Annotated in this window: 18 protein-coding genes; 5 read left to right on the top strand and 13 right to left on the bottom strand. The window is 43.0% G+C overall.

Translation table 11 applies throughout. The features are described 5' to 3' along the window. Positions 1-5 precede the first annotated feature (5 nt). The gene (parE, locus tag STO1_RS04150; RefSeq protein ID WP_096422062.1) at positions 6-1,949 is read right to left on the bottom strand and encodes a DNA topoisomerase IV subunit B; all 1,944 of its coding nucleotides are present in this window, start codon (positions 1,947-1,949) and stop codon (positions 6-8) included. Between the two features lie 135 nt (positions 1,950-2,084). Here parE and plsY point away from each other — a divergent pair, with 135 nt between their 5' ends. Beyond that, a complete protein-coding gene (plsY, locus tag STO1_RS04145) occupies positions 2,085-2,726 on the top strand; it encodes a glycerol-3-phosphate 1-O-acyltransferase PlsY (RefSeq protein ID WP_096422060.1) in 642 nt (213 codons plus the stop codon). Positions 2,727-2,759: 33 nt separating this feature from the next. Here plsY and STO1_RS04140 read toward each other — a convergent pair whose 3' ends face one another. From STO1_RS04140 to STO1_RS04105, 8 genes are all read right to left on the bottom strand, one after another. Continuing rightward, positions 2,760-3,716 (bottom strand): ABC transporter permease, encoded by a 957-nt coding sequence (locus STO1_RS04140; RefSeq protein WP_096422058.1) that lies wholly within the window; start codon positions 3,714-3,716, stop codon positions 2,760-2,762. 2 nt (positions 3,717-3,718) lie between these two features. Further along, the gene (locus tag STO1_RS04135) at positions 3,719-4,777 is read right to left on the bottom strand and encodes an ABC transporter permease (protein ID WP_096422056.1); all 1,059 of its coding nucleotides are present in this window, start codon (positions 4,775-4,777) and stop codon (positions 3,719-3,721) included. After that, the gene (locus tag STO1_RS04130; protein ID WP_007519847.1) at positions 4,770-6,305 is read right to left on the bottom strand and encodes an ABC transporter ATP-binding protein; all 1,536 of its coding nucleotides are present in this window, start codon (positions 6,303-6,305) and stop codon (positions 4,770-4,772) included. The genes STO1_RS04135 and STO1_RS04130 overlap by 8 nt, the downstream gene beginning before the upstream one ends. A gap of 137 nt (positions 6,306-6,442) precedes the next feature. Further along, on the bottom strand, positions 6,443-7,498 hold the full coding sequence (locus STO1_RS04125; protein ID WP_096422054.1) for a BMP family lipoprotein: 1,056 nt from the start codon (positions 7,496-7,498) through the stop codon (positions 6,443-6,445). 89 nt (positions 7,499-7,587) lie between these two features. Further along, positions 7,588-7,977, bottom strand: coding sequence for a cytidine deaminase (locus tag STO1_RS04120; protein WP_057489192.1), 390 nt, complete (start codon positions 7,975-7,977; stop codon positions 7,588-7,590). Next, positions 7,964-8,626, bottom strand: a complete 663-nt coding sequence (deoC, locus tag STO1_RS04115) for a deoxyribose-phosphate aldolase (protein WP_096422052.1) — start codon at positions 8,624-8,626, stop codon at positions 7,964-7,966. The genes STO1_RS04120 and deoC overlap by 14 nt, the downstream gene beginning before the upstream one ends. Before the next feature lie 19 nt (positions 8,627-8,645). Further along, entirely contained in the window at positions 8,646-9,923 is a 1,278-nt protein-coding gene (locus tag STO1_RS04110) for a pyrimidine-nucleoside phosphorylase (RefSeq protein WP_096422050.1), read from the bottom strand. Next, on the bottom strand, positions 9,920-10,510 hold the full coding sequence (locus STO1_RS04105; RefSeq protein WP_096422048.1) for a class I SAM-dependent methyltransferase: 591 nt from the start codon (positions 10,508-10,510) through the stop codon (positions 9,920-9,922). The genes STO1_RS04110 and STO1_RS04105 overlap by 4 nt, the downstream gene beginning before the upstream one ends. A gap of 234 nt (positions 10,511-10,744) precedes the next feature. Between STO1_RS04105 and coaA the strand changes: the two genes are divergently transcribed. The 3 genes from coaA (at position 10,745) to STO1_RS04090 (ending at position 12,555) form a co-directional block, all read left to right on the top strand. Further along, positions 10,745-11,665 carry a type I pantothenate kinase gene (coaA, locus tag STO1_RS04100; protein WP_096422046.1) on the top strand — a complete coding sequence of 307 codons (921 nt, stop codon included), beginning with the start codon at positions 10,745-10,747 and terminating at the stop codon, positions 11,663-11,665. A 67-nt stretch (positions 11,666-11,732) separates the two neighbouring features. Next, the gene (gene rpsT, locus STO1_RS04095; RefSeq protein ID WP_002895661.1) at positions 11,733-11,969 is read left to right on the top strand and encodes a 30S ribosomal protein S20; all 237 of its coding nucleotides are present in this window, start codon (positions 11,733-11,735) and stop codon (positions 11,967-11,969) included. A gap of 52 nt (positions 11,970-12,021) precedes the next feature. Further along, positions 12,022-12,555 carry a DNA topology modulation protein gene (locus STO1_RS04090; RefSeq protein ID WP_096422044.1) on the top strand — a complete coding sequence of 178 codons (534 nt, stop codon included), beginning with the start codon at positions 12,022-12,024 and terminating at the stop codon, positions 12,553-12,555. A 16-nt stretch (positions 12,556-12,571) separates the two neighbouring features. Here the strand turns inward: STO1_RS04090 and metG are convergent, their stop codons facing one another. The 4 genes from metG to STO1_RS04070 form a co-directional block, all read right to left on the bottom strand. Next, complete coding sequence (gene metG, locus STO1_RS04085; protein ID WP_096422042.1) at positions 12,572-14,569, bottom strand: methionine--tRNA ligase; 1,998 nt, start codon at positions 14,567-14,569, stop codon at positions 12,572-12,574. A gap of 135 nt (positions 14,570-14,704) precedes the next feature. After that, on the bottom strand, positions 14,705-15,964 hold the full coding sequence (locus STO1_RS04080; RefSeq protein WP_096422040.1) for an ABC transporter permease: 1,260 nt from the start codon (positions 15,962-15,964) through the stop codon (positions 14,705-14,707). 1 nt (position 15,965) lies between these two features. Next, a complete protein-coding gene (locus STO1_RS04075) occupies positions 15,966-16,667 on the bottom strand; it encodes an ABC transporter ATP-binding protein (RefSeq protein ID WP_000733794.1) in 702 nt (233 codons plus the stop codon). After that, positions 16,651-17,835 carry an efflux RND transporter periplasmic adaptor subunit gene (locus tag STO1_RS04070; RefSeq protein ID WP_000827874.1) on the bottom strand — a complete coding sequence of 395 codons (1,185 nt, stop codon included), beginning with the start codon at positions 17,833-17,835 and terminating at the stop codon, positions 16,651-16,653. The genes STO1_RS04075 and STO1_RS04070 overlap by 17 nt, the downstream gene beginning before the upstream one ends. 266 nt (positions 17,836-18,101) lie before the next feature. Here STO1_RS04070 and gor point away from each other — a divergent pair, with 266 nt between their 5' ends. Next, on the top strand, positions 18,102-19,448 hold the full coding sequence (gene gor / locus STO1_RS04065; protein ID WP_096422038.1) for a glutathione-disulfide reductase: 1,347 nt from the start codon (positions 18,102-18,104) through the stop codon (positions 19,446-19,448). Positions 19,449-19,485: the final 37 nt, after the last annotated feature.

The raw sequence follows: 19,485 nt of genomic DNA, 5'->3' as shown, positions 1-19,485 counted from the left end.
CTATACTAAAACACTGTCACTTCTTCCAGCGTAAACTTGACATTATCCTCAATCCACTTACGGCGTGGTTCGACCTTGTCTCCCATGAGGACATTGACACGGCGTTCAGCGCGTGCTAGATCTTCGATCGTGACACGGATGAGAGTGCGAGTTTCTGGGTTCATGGTTGTTTCCCAGAGTTGGTCCGCATTCATCTCACCAAGACCTTTATAGCGTTGGAGGGTAGCACCTTTGCCGAATTGCTTACGAAGTTCTTCTAACTCTCCGTCCGTCCAAGCATAGGCCACTTCTTCTTTCTTGCCTTTCCCTTTGGACATCTTGTAAAGAGGCGGAAGGGCGATATAGACATGTCCTGCCTCGACTAGCGGACGCATGTAACGGTAGAAGAATGTTAAGAGAAGTGTTTGAATGTGGGCACCGTCGGTATCGGCATCGGTCATGATAATGATCTTGTCGTAGTTGGCATCTTCAAGGGAGAAGTCTGCCCCGACACCTGCACCTATGGTGTAAATCATAGTGTTGATTTCCTCATTTTTGAGGATATCCGCCATCTTGGCCTTGGCTGTATTGATAACCTTACCTCGAAGAGGTAAGATAGCCTGAAACTTACGATCACGACCTTGTTTAGCAGAACCGCCGGCAGAATCCCCCTCGACTAGATAGAGTTCGTTCTTTGCAGGATTTTTAGACTGGGCTGGGGTCAATTTTCCAGACAGCAAGCCTTTGTCTTTCTTGTTTTTCTTACCATTTCGGCTCTCATCACGCGCCTTACGTGCCGCTTCACGAGCGTCACGAGCCTTGATAGCCTTACGGATGAGGTTAGAAGCCAATTCCCCATTTTCCATAAGGAAGAAGGTCAACTTATCAGCCACAATCCCATCCACAACTGGACGAGCCAGAGGACTTCCTAGTTTGTCCTTGGTCTGTCCTTCAAACTGAAGGTGCTCTTCAGGAACCAGAATAGAAAGAACGGCTGCTAGTCCCTCGCGATAATCTGAACCTTCTAGGTTTTTATCTTTTTCCTTGAGAAGACCTGTCTTACGCGCATAGTCATTCATGACCTTTGTAATGGCAGACTTGAGTCCCGTCTCATGGGTTCCACCGTCTTTGGTACGGACATTATTGACAAAGGACAAGATGTTATCTGAAAATCCATCATTGTACTGGAGGGCGACTTCCACTTGGAAACCATTGTCTTCCCCTTCGAAGTAAAGAACAGGCGTCAAGGTTTCCTTGTCTTCATTCAGATAGGAAACAAAGTCTTGTACCCCGTTCTCATAATGGAATTCGATTGCTTCATCTGTTCGCTTATCTGTCAAAGACAAGGTAACATTTTTTAAGAGAAAGGCTGACTCATTGAGTCGTTCTGAAATGGTATTGTACTTAAAGTCAGTCGTAGAGAAGATTGTCGCGTCAGGCATGAAGGTGACTTTGGTACCTGTCTTAGTCTTGGGTGCTGTACCAATTTTCTTCAAAGTCGTGGCAGGTTTTCCACCATTTTCAAAGCGTTGCTTATAAACAGCACCATCACGAGTGATTTCTACTTCTAGCCAACTAGATAAGGCATTCACGACGGAAGAACCAACCCCGTGGAGACCACCAGAAGTCTTATAACCACCCTGACCGAATTTTCCTCCAGCGTGAAGAATGGTGAAGATAACTTCAACGGTTGGGATACCCATGGCATGCATACCAGTCGGCATCCCACGACCATGGTCCTCTACTGTTAGACTTCCGTCTTTATTGATAGTCACATCAATGCGATCACCGAAGCCAGACAAGGCCTCATCGACTGCATTGTCCACAATTTCCCAGACTAGGTGATGGAGACCTGCACCGTCGGTCGAACCGATATACATCCCCGGACGTTTACGGACCGCATCCAACCCTTCTAGCACCTGAATGGCGTCATCATTGTAGTTATTAATATTGATTTCCTTTTTTGACACAAGGAACCTCCTATTTGTTCATCTTTTCTATTTTACAGGTTTTCTAGGGATTTTGCAAAGTTTTTCCCGTTCAGCTGTCACAATTTTAATGGATATTCTCATCATTTCTACACTATTTCATGGTATAATAGTTCTATGATGACATTTGTATTATTAATTTTAGCTTATCTGCTAGGTTCGATTCCATCCGGTCTTTGGATTGGACAAATCTTCTTTCAAACAAATCTGCGTGAACATGGTTCTGGAAACACCGGAACAACCAATACTTTCCGAATTTTAGGTAAGAAAGCGGGTATGGCAACCTTTGTGATTGACTTCTTTAAAGGAACCTTGGCCACTCTGCTTCCAATTCTTTTCCACCTACAAGGTGTATCACCTCTTGTCTTTGGACTTTTGGCTGTCATTGGACATACCTTTCCTATCTTTGCAGGCTTTAAGGGGGGCAAGGCTGTCGCAACTAGCGCTGGAGTTGTTTTCGGATTTGCGCCTATCTTCTGTCTCTACCTAGCAGTCGTATTCTTTGGAACTCTCTATCTTGGTAGTATGATTTCCTTATCTAGCGTTGCCGCTTCTATCGCAGCCGTTATCGGAGTTCTCCTATTTCCACTATTTGGATTTATCCTAGACAGCTATGACCCTCTCTTCATTCTGATTATCCTAGCACTTGCTAGCTTGATTATCATTCGTCACAAGGATAATATCACACGTATCAAAAATAAAACTGAAAATCTTGTCCCTTGGGGATTGAACCTAACCCATCAAAATCCTAACAAATAAAACGCCAGTTTGAAACTGACGTTTTTTGTATGCTTATTTTGACTTGATGTAGTTGATACCGTCTGCCTTAGGTGCAACTGCTTTTCCAAAGAAGGCTGCTAAGACAAGAATGGTCAAGACATAAGGCGCGATTTGAAGGTAAACCGCTGGCACTCCTTGTAGGAAAGGCAATTGAGAACCGATAACTGCCAAACTTTGTGAAAGTCCAAAGAAGAGACTAGAAAGCATAGCACCGATTGGGTTCCATTTACCAAAGATCATTGCAGCAAGAGCGATAAATCCAGGACCGACAATAGTTGTCACTGAGAAGTTGACAGAAATGGATTGAGCATAAATCGCTCCCCCAATTCCACCAAGGAAACCTGAAATAATAACCCCAAGATATCGCATCTTGTAGACATTGATCCCCAAGGTATCCGCTGCTTGAGGGTGTTCACCAACAGAGCGAAGGCGAAGGCCAAAGCGTGTCTTGAAGAGGATAAACCAAGCAAAGAATGAGAAGGCAATCGCGATATAACCTAGCAAACTTGTTGACTTGAAGAAGATATCTCCAATCACTGGGATATTAGCCAAAACTGGAAAATCAAAACGTCCAAAGGTCTGGCTTAAATTATCCGTTTGTCCTTTGTTATAAAGAACCTTAACCAAGAAAACTGCTAGGGCAGGAGCCATCAAGTTCAATACTGTACCACTGACAACATGATCCGCACGGAAATGAACTGTAGCGACTGCATGAATGAGGGAGAAAATAGCTCCCACGGCACCGGCAACTAACAAGGAAATCCAAGGAGTCGCTGTTCCAAGTTGTTCTGCAAACTCAAGGTTAAAGACAACCCCAGAAAAGGCTCCCATAACCATGATTCCTTCAAGACCGACGTTAACGACACCACCACGTTCAGAGAAGACTCCTCCAATACTCGTAAAAATAAGTGGCGCTGAGTAAATCAGCATAGAAGAGACCAAGAGGGTGAGCAATGTTGTAATAGACATCCTTACTTACCTCCTTTAACTTGTTTTTTAGGTTTGACAAAGCGTTCGATTAGGTAGTGAACGCTGACAAAGAAGATAATAGACGCTGTTACAATGCTGACAAGCTCAGACGGAACTTGTGCTGCGTTCATACCCGGTGCTCCTACTTGCAAAACTCCAAATAAGAAGGCTGCAAAGAGAATTCCAATTGGTGAATTTCCAGCAAGCAAACTAACTGCCATCCCGTTAAATCCGACAGCCAATGATGATCCCTGAACGTAAACGTTTTGGAAGGTTCCAAGACCTTCGACAGCTCCACCAAGACCAGCCAAAGCACCAGAGATAATCATTGATAGGATGATTGTACGTTTTGCTGAAATACCAGCGTACTCTGAGGCATGGGGATTGAGACCAACTGCACGAATTTCAAAACCGAGAGTCGTTTTCTTGAGCAAGAACCAAATCACACCAACAGCAATGATGGCAAAAAAGATTCCGATATTCATACGAGAATTGCCAGTTAACTCAGATAACCATGGTGTTTGATAAGTGGCATTGGCACTCACACGAATCGTTGAGTCTGTACTTTGCATAAAGTCTTTCGGGAAAGAATGAATAAAGGCATTCCCTACGTACAAAACAATATAGTTCATCATAATGGTTACGATAACCTCTGATGTACCTAAATAAGCTCTGAGAATACCTGGAATAGCACCTACAATCCCACCTGCAATCAAAGCAATTACTACGGTCGCTAAAATCAACATTGGGCGTGGCATGTCCGGATGCGACAAAGCAAACCAACCACTAAGAATCCAACCCGCTAGTGCCTGACCAGGAAGTCCAACGTTAAAGAAACCTGCACGGCTGGCAACTGCAAAACCCAGACCAATCAAGACAAGAGGACCCATGGCACGGAAAATCTCGCCAATCCCACGAAGACTACCAAAAGCTGTATAGAACAACTCCTCATAACCCCAGATAGCATCGTAGCCGAAAATCCACATGACGATGGCTCCGAGCAAGATTCCTAAGAATACGGAAATCAAGGGAACCGAAATTTGTTGTAACTTTTTAGACATCATCCTTCTCCTTTCCCAAGTTTCCACCTGCCATCAAGATACCAAGTTCTTGTTTGTTAGTCGTTTCTGGCGACACAATACCTTGAATCTTCCCATCATGAATAACAGCAATTCGGTCTGAAACATTTAAAATCTCATCCAATTCAAAGCTGACAACAAGCACAGCTTTCCCGTTATCACGTTCTTCAATCAAGCGTTTGTGGATATATTCAATGGCACCGACATCCAAACCACGAGTTGGTTGGCTGACGATAAGGAGATCAGGATCACGATCAATCTCACGAGCGATAATCGCTTTTTGTTGATTCCCCCCTGAAAGAGCCGCTGCTGGGACAAATTCGCTCGCCGCACGGACGTCAAATTCTTCCATCAATTTCTTGGCATGTGAAGTGATATTGGCATAGTTTAAGATACCATTCTTGCTGAGTGGTTCTTTGTAGTAGGTTTGAAGAGCGATATTTTCTGAAATCATCATATCCAAAATCAAACCATCACGGTGGCGGTCTTCAGGAACATGCCCCACACTGAGTTCCGTAATTTGTCGAGGGTGCATCCCTACGATTGATTTGCCTTTTAATTCAATACTACCAGACTCAACCTTACGAAGACCCGTAATGGCTTGAATGAGTTCAGATTGGCCATTGCCATCAATACCTGCAATACCGACAATTTCACCAGCACGAACATCCAAAGAAAGATTCTTCACAGCTGGTACACCTCGGTTTTCATTAACAACCAAGTCTTTGATAGACAAGACTACTTCTTTTGGTTGTGGTGCCTGTTTCTCCGTTTTGAAGGAGACAGAACGTCCCACCATCATCTCAGCCAAGTCCGCATTGGTTGCCCCTGCAATCTCTACCGTCTGGATTGATTTTCCACGACGGATAACCGTCACTCGATTGGATACCGCACGAATTTCATCCAGTTTATGGGTAATCAAAATAATGGATTTTCCTTCTTTAACAAGGTTTTTCATGATAGCCATCAACTCATCAATCTCTGAAGGAGTCAATACTGCCGTAGGTTCGTCAAAGATGAGGATATCAGCACCACGGTAAAGTGTCTTCAAGATTTCTACACGTTGTTGAGCACCAACGGAAATATCTGCCACCTTGGCAGCAGGATCCACTGCCAAACCATAACGTTCAGAAAGAGCCTTGATTTCTTTAGTAGCTTCAGCTATATCTAGCACACCATTTTTAGTGATTTCACTCCCCAAAATGATATTTTCAGCTACTGTAAAAGCCTCAACCAACATAAAATGTTGGTGAACCATCCCAATTCCAAGACTAGCAGCTTTAGAAGGTGAATCTAGTTTGACAACCTGACCATTCACCGCAATTTCACCACTAGTTGGCTCGAGAAGTCCTGCCAGCATATTCATCAGAGTGGATTTACCCGCTCCATTTTCTCCTAAAAGTGCATGGATTTCACCTTTTCGCAGTTGCAAGTTGATCTTGTCGTTCGCTACAAATTCACCAAACACCTTGGTAATATCCCGCATCTCAATGACATTTTCGTGTGCCATATGCTTTTCCTTTCCGAGGTTTATTTTGTTTCAATAAAACCTGCTAATCGTGTTAACAAGTTCTATTGAGACAAAAAATTGCCTCAATTCTTAAAGAAGCGACCGATGGTCGCTTCCTAAGAAATGACTTTTATCCATTATTTTTCAGGAACTTTTACGCTTCCGTCAAGGATTTTAGCTTTTGCGTCTTCAACAGCTTTTTTACCCTCTTCTGAAAGGTTTGTTACTGCCAAGTCAACCCCTTTATCCTTCAATGAGTAGACAATAACTTGTCCGCCAGGGAATTCACCTTTTTCTGTTTTGTTGGCAATATCTTTTACAGTTGTACCAACTTGTTTCAATGTAGATACAAGAACAAAGTTTGATTCTTTACCATCTTTAGAAGTGTATTTACCTTCTGCTGCTTGGTCACGGTCTACACCAATAACCCAAACTTTTTCGTCTTCATTTTTACTTTCGTTCAAAGATTTTGCTTCAGCAAAGACACCAGCACCTGTACCACCAGCTGCTTGGTAGACAACGTCTGCACCTGCAGCGTATTGAGCAGCTGCAATTGTTTTACCTTTGGCAGCATCACCAAACGAACCAGCGTAGTCAACTTGTACTTTGATAGATGAGTCTACTGACTCAACACCAGCTTTAAATCCAGCAGCGAAACGTGAAATAACTTCAGATTCGATACCACCTACAAAACCAACTTGTTTTGTTTTAGTTGTTTTAGCTGCTGCAACACCAGCAAGGTAAGCCGCTTCGTTATCAGCAAATGTTACGCTCGCAACATTCTTTTGATCTTTGATCACATCATCAATCAAGACATAGTTTAAGTCAGAGTGGTCTTTTGCTGCCTCTTCAACCGCATTGTGAAGTGCAAAACCAACACCAAAGATCAGGTTGTAACTTCCAGCCGCTTGTTGCAAGTTGTTAGCATAGTCTGCTTCACTTGTTGATTGGAAATAAGTAAAGCCTTTATCTTTAGAAAGATTGTGTTCTTTACCCCAGTCTTGCAAACCTTCCCAAGCTGATTGGTTAAATGATTTGTCATCAACACCACCAGTATCTGTTACGATCGCTGCTTTCGTCTTCATTTCAGATGAAGATGAAGCTGCGTTACGAGAAGAGCGGTTACCACATGCAGCAAGTCCAACTGCTGCCACTGCAACTAGACCAAGGCCTAGCCATTGTTTCTTGTTCATTACTGAACCTCCTAAATAAGATGTGCAACGATGTTGCAAGTATGGATTGGTTGGCCACAAGGACCGCGTCACTCAGAGAGTGACTCAGACTAGTTTAAGTCTGTAAAAGAGTATGGAAGTAACTCCCCGACCGTCATCTCGACCGTCGATTTATCTTTTGCGACAAGTGTCACTTTTAGATCTTTTTCAAAAAATTCAACCATGACCTGGCGACAAGCACCACATGGCGAGATGGGTTTTTCAGTTTGTCCGTAGACAATCAATTCTGAAAACTCCCTTTGCCCCTCAGAAACTGCCTTGAAGATAGCTGTACGTTCTCCACAATTAGTCAAGGGATAGCTAGCATTCTCGATGTTTACACCCGTATAAATACTACCATCCTTGGCTACTAAAACAGCTCCGATGGGAAAGTGAGAATAAGGTACATAGGCTTGTTTGCTGGTTTCAATTGCTAGTTCAATCAACTCAGTAGTCGCCATCTGCCAATTCTCCTTTTAAAATCGCAACGCCAGCAGATGTCCCGATACGGGTAGCGCCTGCTTCTACAAAAGCGACAGCATCCGCATATGAACGAGCTCCACCAGCTGCCTTAACTCCCATATCTGGCCCGACTGTTTTACGCATCAACTGAACATCCTCTATAGTGGCACCACCAGTTGAAAATCCAGTTGATGTTTTGACAAAGTCAGCGCCTGCTTTCTGGGATAATTGGCAGGACACAACCTTTTCATCGTCTGTCAACAAGCAAGCTTCGATAATGACTTTCACCAACTTGTCACCACTTGCTTCTACGACAGCACGGATGTCCGATTCAACTAAATCCAGATTGCCTGATTTGAGGGCACCGACATTGATAACCATATCAATCTCATCCGCACCGTTTTGAACAGCTTCTTTTGTTTCAAAAGCTTTCACAGCTGAAGTTGTTGCTCCCAAAGGAAAACCTATTACTGTACAAACTTTTACATCTGAGCCATCAAGCCCTGTTTTCGCATGTTTAACCCATGTGGGATTGACACAAACGCTGGCAAAGTCATACTCACGCGCTTCAGATAGCAAACGATCAATTTGTTCTTGACTTGCATCTTGCTTTAAAAGCGTATGATCAATATATTTATTTAACTTCATATTCGGATTCTCCCTGGTTTTATGAGATAATTTCTATAATTTCTCGTAAACTTTGCACTCCATCATTTATTTTAACATATTTTTGAAATTCTGTAACTAGTTCAGAAGAAATTTTTCCATTTGTATAAACTTTTGCAACAATTTCTCCTTTTTGAACGGAGTCTCCAACTTTCTTTTCAAAAACAATCCCTGTTTCATAGTCCAAGTCATCAGACTTGACTGCACGACCAGCTCCTAGTCTCATGGCATAGAGCCCAAATTCCATAGCTGGAAGGGCTGAAATAACACCTGTATCTTGAGCTGGAATTTCCAGCACATGGGCAACTTTGACTGGGCGATAGAGATCTTCTAAATCGCCACCTTGTGCTGCTACCATTTCTTCAAACTTAGACAGTGCTTGGCCATTTTCCAGGTGTTGACGGATTTCCTCGATCGTTTTCTCAATATCAGCCAACCCAAGCATAATCTGAGCTAGCTCGCAGATAAAGTGACTAATATCTTCTCGGCCATTTCCTTTGAGAATATCGATTGCCTCAAGGATTTCGAGACGATTGCCAATGGCTCTTCCCAAGGGCTGACTCATATCGGTAATGACTGCTACTGTTTTTCGACCAACAGCCTTACCAAGATCCACCATGGTTTGAGCCAATTCGCGCGCCTCATCAACCGTCTTCATGAAGGCACCCTCACCGACCGTTACGTCTAGCAAAATGGCATCCGCTCCTGCAGCAATTTTCTTGCTCATCACCGAACTAGCAATCAAAGGAATCGTGTCGACAGTTGCTGTCACATCACGGAGGGCATAGAGAAGTTTGTCTGCTTTAACCAGCTGGTCAGATTGACCAATGACAGATACACCAATATCTTGGACCTGTTTGATGAATTCCTCTTGACTACGCTCCACTTGGTAGCCCTTGATCGCTTCTAACTTATCTAAGGTTCCTCCAGTATGCCCTAATCCACGACCACTCATCTTGGCTACTGGCACGCCAAAACTTGCTACTAAAGGAGCTAAAATCAAGGTCACCTTATCACCAACACCACCTGTCGAGTGTTTATCTACTTTGATACCCTCTATGGCTGACAAATCAAACTCTTGACCCGTCTTAACCATATTCATCGTCAGGTCAGAAATTTCACGTGTGGTCATTCCTTTGAAATAAACCGCCATAGCAAAAGCAGACATCTGATAGTCTGGAACAGTTCCAGCCACATAGCCTTCTACCAACCATTTAATCTCACTTGAAGATAGTTCTTGACCATCTCGTTTCTTTTGGATTAAATCAACTGCTCTCATGATTTCACACTTCTAAGGATATAATATCCCTTGTCCTTCTTTATGATTTCACAATTTCCAAAAACGTCTTCCATCTTGCTTTTGGCACTTGGAGCTCCTTGCTTTTTCTGAATGACAATGGTTAAATCTCCTCCGTCTTTCAAAAATTCTCTGCTCTTTTCGATAATTTCATGAACAACCTGTTTGCCCGCTCGGATGGGCGGATTGGAAATAACATGGTCAAATTCCCCTTCAACTTGTTCATAGACATTGGATTGGAAAATCGTCGCTTCAACCTTATTTCGTTCAGCATTTTGTCGCGCTAGGTCCAAGGCACGATTATTGATATCGACCATGGTTGCCTGAACTCCATAAGCCTTGACCAAAGAAATCCCTAGGGGACCGTACCCACAGCCGACATCTAGCACCCGCTCGCCTTTTTCAACCTCGAGACACTTCAGTAAAAGCTGACTACCAAAATCAACCATCTTTTTACTAAAGACACCTGCGTCCGTTAAAAAGGTCATTTTATGTCCCAACAATTCTACTCGCAACTCATGAATGTCGTGAGCAGCATCTGGATTTTCTGCATAATACATTTTACTCATAAAACTATTTTAGCATATTTTAAGGTTTTTTAACACCGTTTACAAAGCTAAAATTCAACAAACAAACTAAATCTGTTATGACAATAATTAAAAGATTTTTGTATTACTTCCTCTATTTTTGATCTTTTAGAGCAACTTATAGCAACTTTCAAGAATCAGAATGAGAAATATCGAATTTCATTCTCTCTTTAGATGAGAAATATGATATACTAAAATATCGAACGAGGAAAAAATATGACCAACGAATTTTTACATTTTGAAAAAATCAGCCGTGAAACCTGGCAGTCCTTGCATCGCAAGACAACCCCTCCCTTGACAGAGGAAGAGTTAGAATCCATCAAGAGTTTCAATGACCAGATTAGTCTGCAAGATGTGACAGATATTTATTTACCTTTAGCTCATCTCATCCAAATTTACAAACGCACCAAAGAGGATTTAGCCTTTTCTAAGGGGATTTTTCTCCAAAGAGAGAGTAAATCTCAACCCTTCATTATTGGAGTTTCAGGAAGTGTAGCTGTAGGAAAATCAACAACTAGCCGACTTATGCAAATCCTTCTCTCTCGTACAGTTACTGATGCTACTGTAGAATTGGTGACAACTGACGGCTTTCTCTATCCCAATCAAACCTTGATGGACCAAGATATCTTAAATCGCAAAGGTTTTCCTGAAAGTTATGATATGGAAGCTTTACTGGATTTTCTTGATCGCCTAAAGAATGGACAAGATGTCGATATTCCTGTCTATTCTCATGAAGTGTATGACATCGTTCCTGGAGAGAAACAACGTGTCAAAGCTGCTGACTTTGTTATTGTCGAAGGCATCAATGTCTTTCAAAACCCTCAAAATGAGCGCCTTTACATCACTGATTTCTTTGATTTCTCCATCTATGTGGATGCTGCTGTCGAGGACATTGAAAGTTGGTATCTGGATCGTTTCTTGAAACTACTCAGCTTTGCCCAAAATGACCCCAACAGCTACTACCACCGTTTTACACAAATGCCAATTGGAGAAGTTGAAGCCTTTGCACACCAGGTTTGGACCAGCATTAATCTCACAAATCTACAAAACTATATCGAACCAACAAGGAATCGCGCCGAGGTCATTCTCCACAAGACTAAAAACCATGAAATCGATGAAATTTACCTAAAAAAATAATTTCCCCTTGTCAAAACCTAAGTTTTCATATATAATGGTATAGTTAGTAAATATGGAGGTAAGAACATTGGCAAACATTAAATCAGCTATCAAACGCGCTGAATTGAACGTTAAACACAACGAAAAAAACTCAGCTCAAAAATCAGCTATGCGTACTGCTATCAAAGCTTTCGAAGCAAACCCTTCTGAAGAACTTTTCCGTGCTGCTAGCTCAGCTATCGACAAAGCAGAAACTAAAGGTTTGATTCATAAAAACAAAGCAAGCCGCGATAAAGCTCGTCTTTCAGCTAAACTTGCTAAATAAGAAACAGTCCATAGAGGCTGTTTTTTTGTCCTCTAGTCAGAAAAGGTAGAAAATGAAAATCGCAATTATAGGATATTCCGGAGCAGGCAAGTCAACCCTAGCTGAAAAATTATCAAACTACTACTCCATCCCCAAACTGCATATGGATACACTCCAATTTCAACCTGGTTGGCAAGACAGTGACCGCGAATGGATGTTGGGCGAGATGAAAAACTTTCTCACAAAGCACGAAGCTTGGGTCATAGACGGCAACTACTCTTGGTGTTGCTATGAAGAAAGAATGCTGGAAGCCGACCAAATCATCTTTCTCAATTTTTCACCATGGACTTGTCTCTTTCGAGCCTTTAAACGGTATCTCACATACCGAGGCAAGGTCCGAGAAAGTATGGCAGCAGGCTGTCCTGAACGCTTTAACTGGGAATTTATCCGATGGATTCTCTGGGATGGGCGGACAAAGAATGCTAAAGAACGCTATCAACGGGTTCAAGAAACCTACCCTGAGAAAGTAATTGTCCTCCGGTATCAAAAGGAGATGGACCACTTCTTAGAAAATCTCGCACATAACAAGAAAAACCAACGTGTCTAACGTTGGTTTTTTGCTTTTACCCAATCACACTTCCGTTTGGTACAGCTGGATCAACTGTGAGAAGGGTTAACTTGCCTTCATGTTCAGCTGAGAGGATCATTCCTTGGCTGACATATTTTTTCATCATCTTGCGTGGTTTAAGGTTGGCAACGATTTGGACTTTCTTGCCGACCAATTCTTGCTCGTTTGGATAGTATTTTGCAATTCCTGAGAGGATTTGACGGTCTTCACCATCACCAGCATCCAAGCGGAATTGAAGCAACTTATCAGAACCTTCCACTTTAGAAACTTCTTTGACTTCTGCGACACGGATCTCGACCTTATCAAAGTCTTCAAACTTGATTTCATCCTTGTTGAGTTTGAGTTCAACTTCATCTGGATTCCATTCTTTTTCGACTGCTGGTTTGTTGCCTTCCATTTGTTCCTTGATATAGGCGATTTCTTCTTCCATATCCAGACGCGGGAAGATTGGTGTTCCTTTGGCAACAACAGTCACACCTGCAGGGAAATCTGCCAAGCTCAAGTTTTCTAGGCTAGAAACTTCTGCGAGACCAAGTTGAGTCAAGACTGCACGACTGGTTTCCATCATAAATGGCTCAATCATGTGAGCTACGACACGAAGGCTAGCTGCCAAGTGGCTCATGACACTTGCCAATTGGTCACGAAGAGCTTCATCCTTAGCCAAGACCCATGGAGCTGTCTCATCGATGTATTTGTTAGTACGAGAGATAAGAGTCCATACTGCTTCTAGGGCACGCGGGTAGTCAACTGCTTCCATGTGTGTATGGTAGTCAGCGATAGATTGCTCTGCTACTTGAGCAAGAGCATTATCAAATTCAGTCACACCCTCTACATAGGCAGGAATTTGTCCATCAAAGTACTTGTTAATCATGGAAACTGTTCGGTTGAGGAGATTCCCAAGGTCATTGGCCAATTCATAGTTGATACGGCCGACGTAGTCTTCTGGAGTGAAGGTTCCATCTGAACCGACTGGAAGGCTACGCATGAGGTAGTAACGAAGTGGATCCAGTCCATAACGTTCTACTAGCATTTCAGGGTAAACGACATTCCCTTTAGACTTAGACATCTTGCCGTCTTTCATGACGAACCATCCGTGGGCAATCAAACGTTCAGGCAACTTCATATCCAACATCATGAGAAGGATTGGCCAGTAGATGGAGTGGAAACGAAGAATGTCTTTTCCGACCATGTGGAAGACCGTTCCATTCCAGAACTTGTCGTAGTTAGCATGATCGTCTTGACCGTAACCAAGAGCAGTCGCATAGTTAAGAAGGGCATCAATCCAAACATAGACAACGTGTTTTGGATTGGATGGAACTGGAACACCCCAGGTAAAGGTTGTACGAGAAACCGCTAAATCTTCCAAACCTGGCTCAATGAAGTTACGCAACATTTCATTGAGACGACCATCTGGAGTGATGAAGTCAGGGTGCGATTTGAAAAATTCTACCAAGCGGTCTTGGTATTTACTGAGGCGAAGGAAGTAAGACTCTTCTGAAACCCACTCCACTTCATGTCCTGATGGAGCGATACCGCCCGTCACATTTCCAGCTTCATCACGGAAAACTTCTGCAAGCTGGCTTTCTGTAAAGAATTCCTCATCTGAGACTGAATACCAACCAGAATATTCGCCCAAGTAGATATCATCTTGGGCAAGCAAGCGTTCAAAGACTTGTGCTACAACTTTTTCATGGTAATCATCCGTTGTACGAATGAATTTATCGTATGAGATATCGAGTAATTTCCAGAGTTCTTTGACGCCAACCGCCATGCCGTCAACATAGGCTTGTGGTGTGATGCCAGCTTCTTCTGCTTTCTGCTGGATTTTCTGACCATGCTCATCTAAACCTGTAAGATAAAAGACATCGTAGCCCATAAGGCGTTTGTAACGTGCTAAAACATCACAAGCAATAGTTGTGTAGGCAGAACCGATATGAAGTTTACCAGATGGATAGTAAATCGGCGTTGTAATATAAAAATTCTTTTCAGACATAATTTTTCCTTTCCAGGCAAATGAAACCTGTTTTTCTAACACTTCATTATATCACATTTTTAGTGATTTTCTATAGGAAAATCCATACAAAAACAAGACAGACAACTATCCATCTTGTTTTTTCTGCTCTATATCTTATTCATAACGAAGGGCTTCGATTGGATCGAGCTTAGAGGCTTTATTGGCTGGCAAGACTCCAAATATCATACCAACGCTGGCTGACACAGCCAAGCTAAAGAGAGCAATTGGGAGGGAAACCCCAACTTCGATACCTGCAATCATGTTTTGAAGCAGCACTCCGGCTAACATGGTCATTCCAGCAGCAATCCCAAGACCGATGACACCACCTAGCAAGGTCAAAATCATGGATTCAATCAAAAACTGTACTAAGATATTAGCCCGTGTAGCTCCGAGAGCCTTCCGCAGACCAATCTCACGCGTGCGTTCTGTCACCGAAACCAGCATGATATTCATAACACCAGTTCCCCCGACAAAGAGAGAGATTCCTGCGATGGCACTGATAATGGTGGTCATAAAACCAAATAGTTGTTGTACCTCTTGGAAGGCGGCGGTTGCATCCGCAACTTGGTACTCCCCTTGCTGAAGACCAGCAATCTCAGTCAGTTTTCGAGCCAACTCCGGACCCAAGGTCTGCGTTAGACTAGTATCATTGACACGAAAGACGATGTTCGAGATTTCATCAGTATTAAAATTGGCTGCAAGAGAGATATTGGTCGTAATTGGAAGACCACCAATCCCAAAGGCTTTAGCAGTTTTGGCTTCATTGCTCGAATAAACGCCAATCACACGGTAACTAAATTCATTAACAGAGATGATTTGATTAACCGCAGCTTCTGGACTATCAAACAAACTCTTGGCTAGTTCTTCATCCAGCAAAATCACACTGGCAAATTCCTTGTAGTCTTGCGGTCTTAGACTTCTACCCGCAACGATTTCATTTTCAACTGCGTTCATGTAGGTGCTATTTCCGCCTGTCAGTGTCGCTCGTTCAACCTTCTTATCCTTATAAGATAGGGTGACGTTGGTCGAGTTGGTGACATAGTAACTGTCTACTCCTTTGAGTTTAGCAGCTTCCTTGACCCAGGATTCTAGTGGTTTTGGCGGTTCAACATGAACATCCTCTTCTTTCCCACTGACTGTCAAAGCTGACTGACGCTGAGTAAAGGAGCCATCCTTGCTCTTGATAGGAGAGAAAAATACATGGATATCCTTCTGCGATTTGGTCATGTTTTTATTGACCTGACGAGACATAGAGTCGCCAAGAGCCATGATGACGACGACGGACGAAACTCCGATGATAATCCCAATCATAGTCAGGAAGGAACGCATCTTATGGGCCATGATGGATGAAAAGGCAAATTTCAGATTCTGCATCTTAGTTTTCCTCCTTCTCTACCTGAGCACTGTCAGACGAGATGACACCATCACGAATGACAATCTGGCGTTTGGCATAGGCAGCTATCTCAGGCTCATGCGTGACCATGATAATGGTTTTCCCTTCCTTGTTTAACTCCACCAACAGCTGCATGATTTGATTTCCCGTCTTGGTATCCAAGGCTCCTGTAGGTTCGTCTGCTAGGATGATAGAGGGATTGTTTACCAAGGCACGCGCAATCGCTACACGTTGCTTTTGACCACCTGATAACTCGGAAGGCAAATGATGACTGCGCTCCGTCAGCTCAACCTTTTCCAGAAATTCCTCAGCCAATTTCCGACGTTTAGAAGCCGAAACTCCAGCGTAAATCAAGGGCAATTCGACATTTTGAAGCGCATTGAGTTTGGACAAGAGAAAGAACTGCTGAAAGACAAAGCCGATTTGCTGGTTGCGGACCTTGGCCAGTTGTTTCTCTCCAAGACCTGCTACTTCTTGGCCATCAAGATAATACTCTCCACTGGTTGGTGTATCCAGCATTCCGATGGTATTCATCAACGTAGACTTACCAGAACCAGACGGTCCCATAATGGCGACAAACTCACCTTCTTGAACTTCTAAGTTAATATTTTTTAGGACCTGCAGTTCCTGGTCACCATTTCGATAACTTCTACAGATATTTTTGAGACTAATTAGTTTCTTCATCAGCCTTCACCTCTTTTCCTTCTTCCAAGGAAGATGTTGGATTACTGATGACCTTGGCACCGTCTGTCACACCTGAAGTGATTTCTTGGTTGTCTGCATCCGCATTCCCCAAAGTAACTTCTACCTTCTTCGCTTTTTTCTGGTCGTCTAAAAGCCAGACATAGTTTTTGTCATTTTCGGTAACAACACTTGTCAAAGGAACAAGGATGGCTTTACTTTTGTTTTTGACTTCAACACTGACTGAGAAGCCTTGTTTCAACTCACCGATATCGCTAGTCACATCAACAGTATAAGGGTACTTAGAGCCAGTATTTCCTCCAAGGGCTGCATTTGCTGCTTCTCCATTGTTTTTAGGATAATCTGAGATATAGCTAATCTTACCAGTCCAACTCTTATCTTGATACACTTTAGAAGTAAAGGTAACTTCTTGCCCTACAGAGAGGTTGGCAAGGTTGTATTCAGACAACTCCCCTTTGACCTGCAAGTTTTCATTACTTACGACATGTACTACCACTTGGCTGTTACCCGTTGGTGATTTGGAAACATTACGATTAACTTCAACTACAGTCCCTTCAAGTGTACTGAGGACAGTTGCAGCATCTAGCTGAGCTTGAGCCTTGTTGAGCTGAGCCACAGCATCTGCACGGTTATCCTTGGCATCACTGATTTGAGAATCAATAGAAGATACGGAAGAAGTCGCTGCTTGCGCTTGTTCTGGGAGTCCAGCTTCTGTTGGAACCTGTGGAGAAGCTGGTGCAGCTGATGCATTTTCACGAGCTTTGTTTAACTCCTCGATATGACGATCTGCCTTTGCAACTGCACGATCGGCTGCATCATAGGCAGCTTGAGCATCTGCACTGCTGTATTTGACCAAAGCTTGCCCTTCTTCGACCTTGTCCCCGACTGAAACGAGAATTTCATCTAAATCTCCCTTACTAGCATCAAAATAAACGTATTGTTCATTTTTTGCTGTAACTGTACCTGACAAGAGAACCGATGAAGCAACAGAACCTTCCTTAGCAGTAACGATATGAGGGGTTTCCTCCTTGACTGCTGACTGGGAAGGTTGTCTAAAAATCAAAATCCCCGCAGCACCGATAACAATAGCACTGGCAACACCAATCGCTGTGTATAATTGCCATTTTTTTGCCTTCTTATTTCTTTTCATTTTTAAGCTCCTTTATTCTTTTGCCTTACAAAAACCATTATATCAGAAATACCAAGCCCAAACAATGACAGTTCAGATAGAAACAATGACAGTTCAGGATTATTATTTCGTTCGGTATTCGTTTATTGGATTATTGTGCTAGATATATAATACAATATCTTTTTGAATTTGGCAAGCGTTTTTATAATTTTTTTATCGTAGCAGATTTTTGCATTCAAAAAATAAAAACGATAGAATATGACTATCAAAGCTATAAGGAGTTTTCTATGAGAGAATATGATATCATCGCCATCGGTGGAGGAAGTGGCGGCATTGCCACTATGAACCGAGCTGGTGAACACGGTGCTAAAGCTGCTGTTATCGAAGAGAAAAAATTAGGTGGAACCTGCGTCAATGTCGGCTGTGTTCCTAAAAAAATCATGTGGTATGGAGCGCAAATCGCTGAAAGCTTCAACCACTACGGCCCTGACTATGGTTTTACAAGTTCAGATGTTCAATTTGATTTCGCAAAACTTCGTCAAAATCGTGAAGCCTACATCGACCGTGCTCGCTCATCTTATGATGGAAGTTTCAAGCGCAACGGTGTTGATTTGATTGAAGGTCGTGCTCATTTCATTGATGCTCATACGGTCAGCGTTAATGGTGAATTGATTCGTGCCAAACATATCGTGATTGCGACTGGCGCTCGTCCAAGCATTCCAACTATCCCTGGAGCTGAACTTGGTGGTAGCTCAGACGATGTCTTTGCTTGGGAGCAACTTCCTGAATCTGTTGCGATTCTTGGAGCTGGCTATATCGCCGTTGAATTAGCAGGTGTTCTCCACGCTCTAGGAGTAAAAACTGATTTGTTTGTCCGTCGTGATCGTCCCTTGCGTGGTTTTGACAGCTACATCGTTGAAGGACTTGTCAATGAAATGGAAAAAACAGGTCTACCTTTACACACACATAAGGTACCCGTCAAGCTCGAAGAAACGGAGCAAGGTATTACCATTTATTTCGAAGACGGTTCTAGTCATACTGCCAGCCAAGTTATCTGGGCTACCGGTCGCCGTCCAAATGTAGACGGTCTGGAGTTAGAAAAGGCTGGCGTCACACTCAACCAACGTGGATTTATCCAAGTGGATGAATATCAAAATACAGTTGTAGATGGTATCTATGCTCTTGGAGATGTTACTGGTGAGAAGGAACTGACCCCGGTAGCCATCAAGGCAGGACGTACCTTATCTGAACGCCTCTTCAACGGGAAAACAAATGCCAAGATGGACTACACGACTATCCCTACAGTTGTCTTCTCCCACCCAGCAATCGGAACAGTCGGTTTAACTGAAGATCAAGCTATCAAAGAATACGGCCAAGATAACATCAAAGTCTACAAGTCAAGCTTTGCATCTATGTACTCAGCCGTTACAAACCATCGTCAAGAATCTCGCTTCAAACTCATCACCGCCGGTGCTGACGAAAAAGTTGTTGGACTTCACGGACTTGGTTACGGAGTGGATGAGATGATTCAAGGATTCGCTGTTGCTATTAAGATGGGAGCAACCAAGGCGGACTTTGATGCTACAGTAGCTATCCACCCAACTGCCTCGGAAGAATTTGTAACCATGCGCTAATTATCACAAGAGACCTCTTGAGGTCTCTTTTTACTTG

Source organism: Streptococcus oralis subsp. tigurinus (genome assembly GCF_002356415.1).
GTDB lineage: Bacteria > Bacillota > Bacilli > Lactobacillales > Streptococcaceae > Streptococcus > Streptococcus oralis_F.
This window is presented reverse-complemented; position numbering and strand designations above follow the sequence as displayed.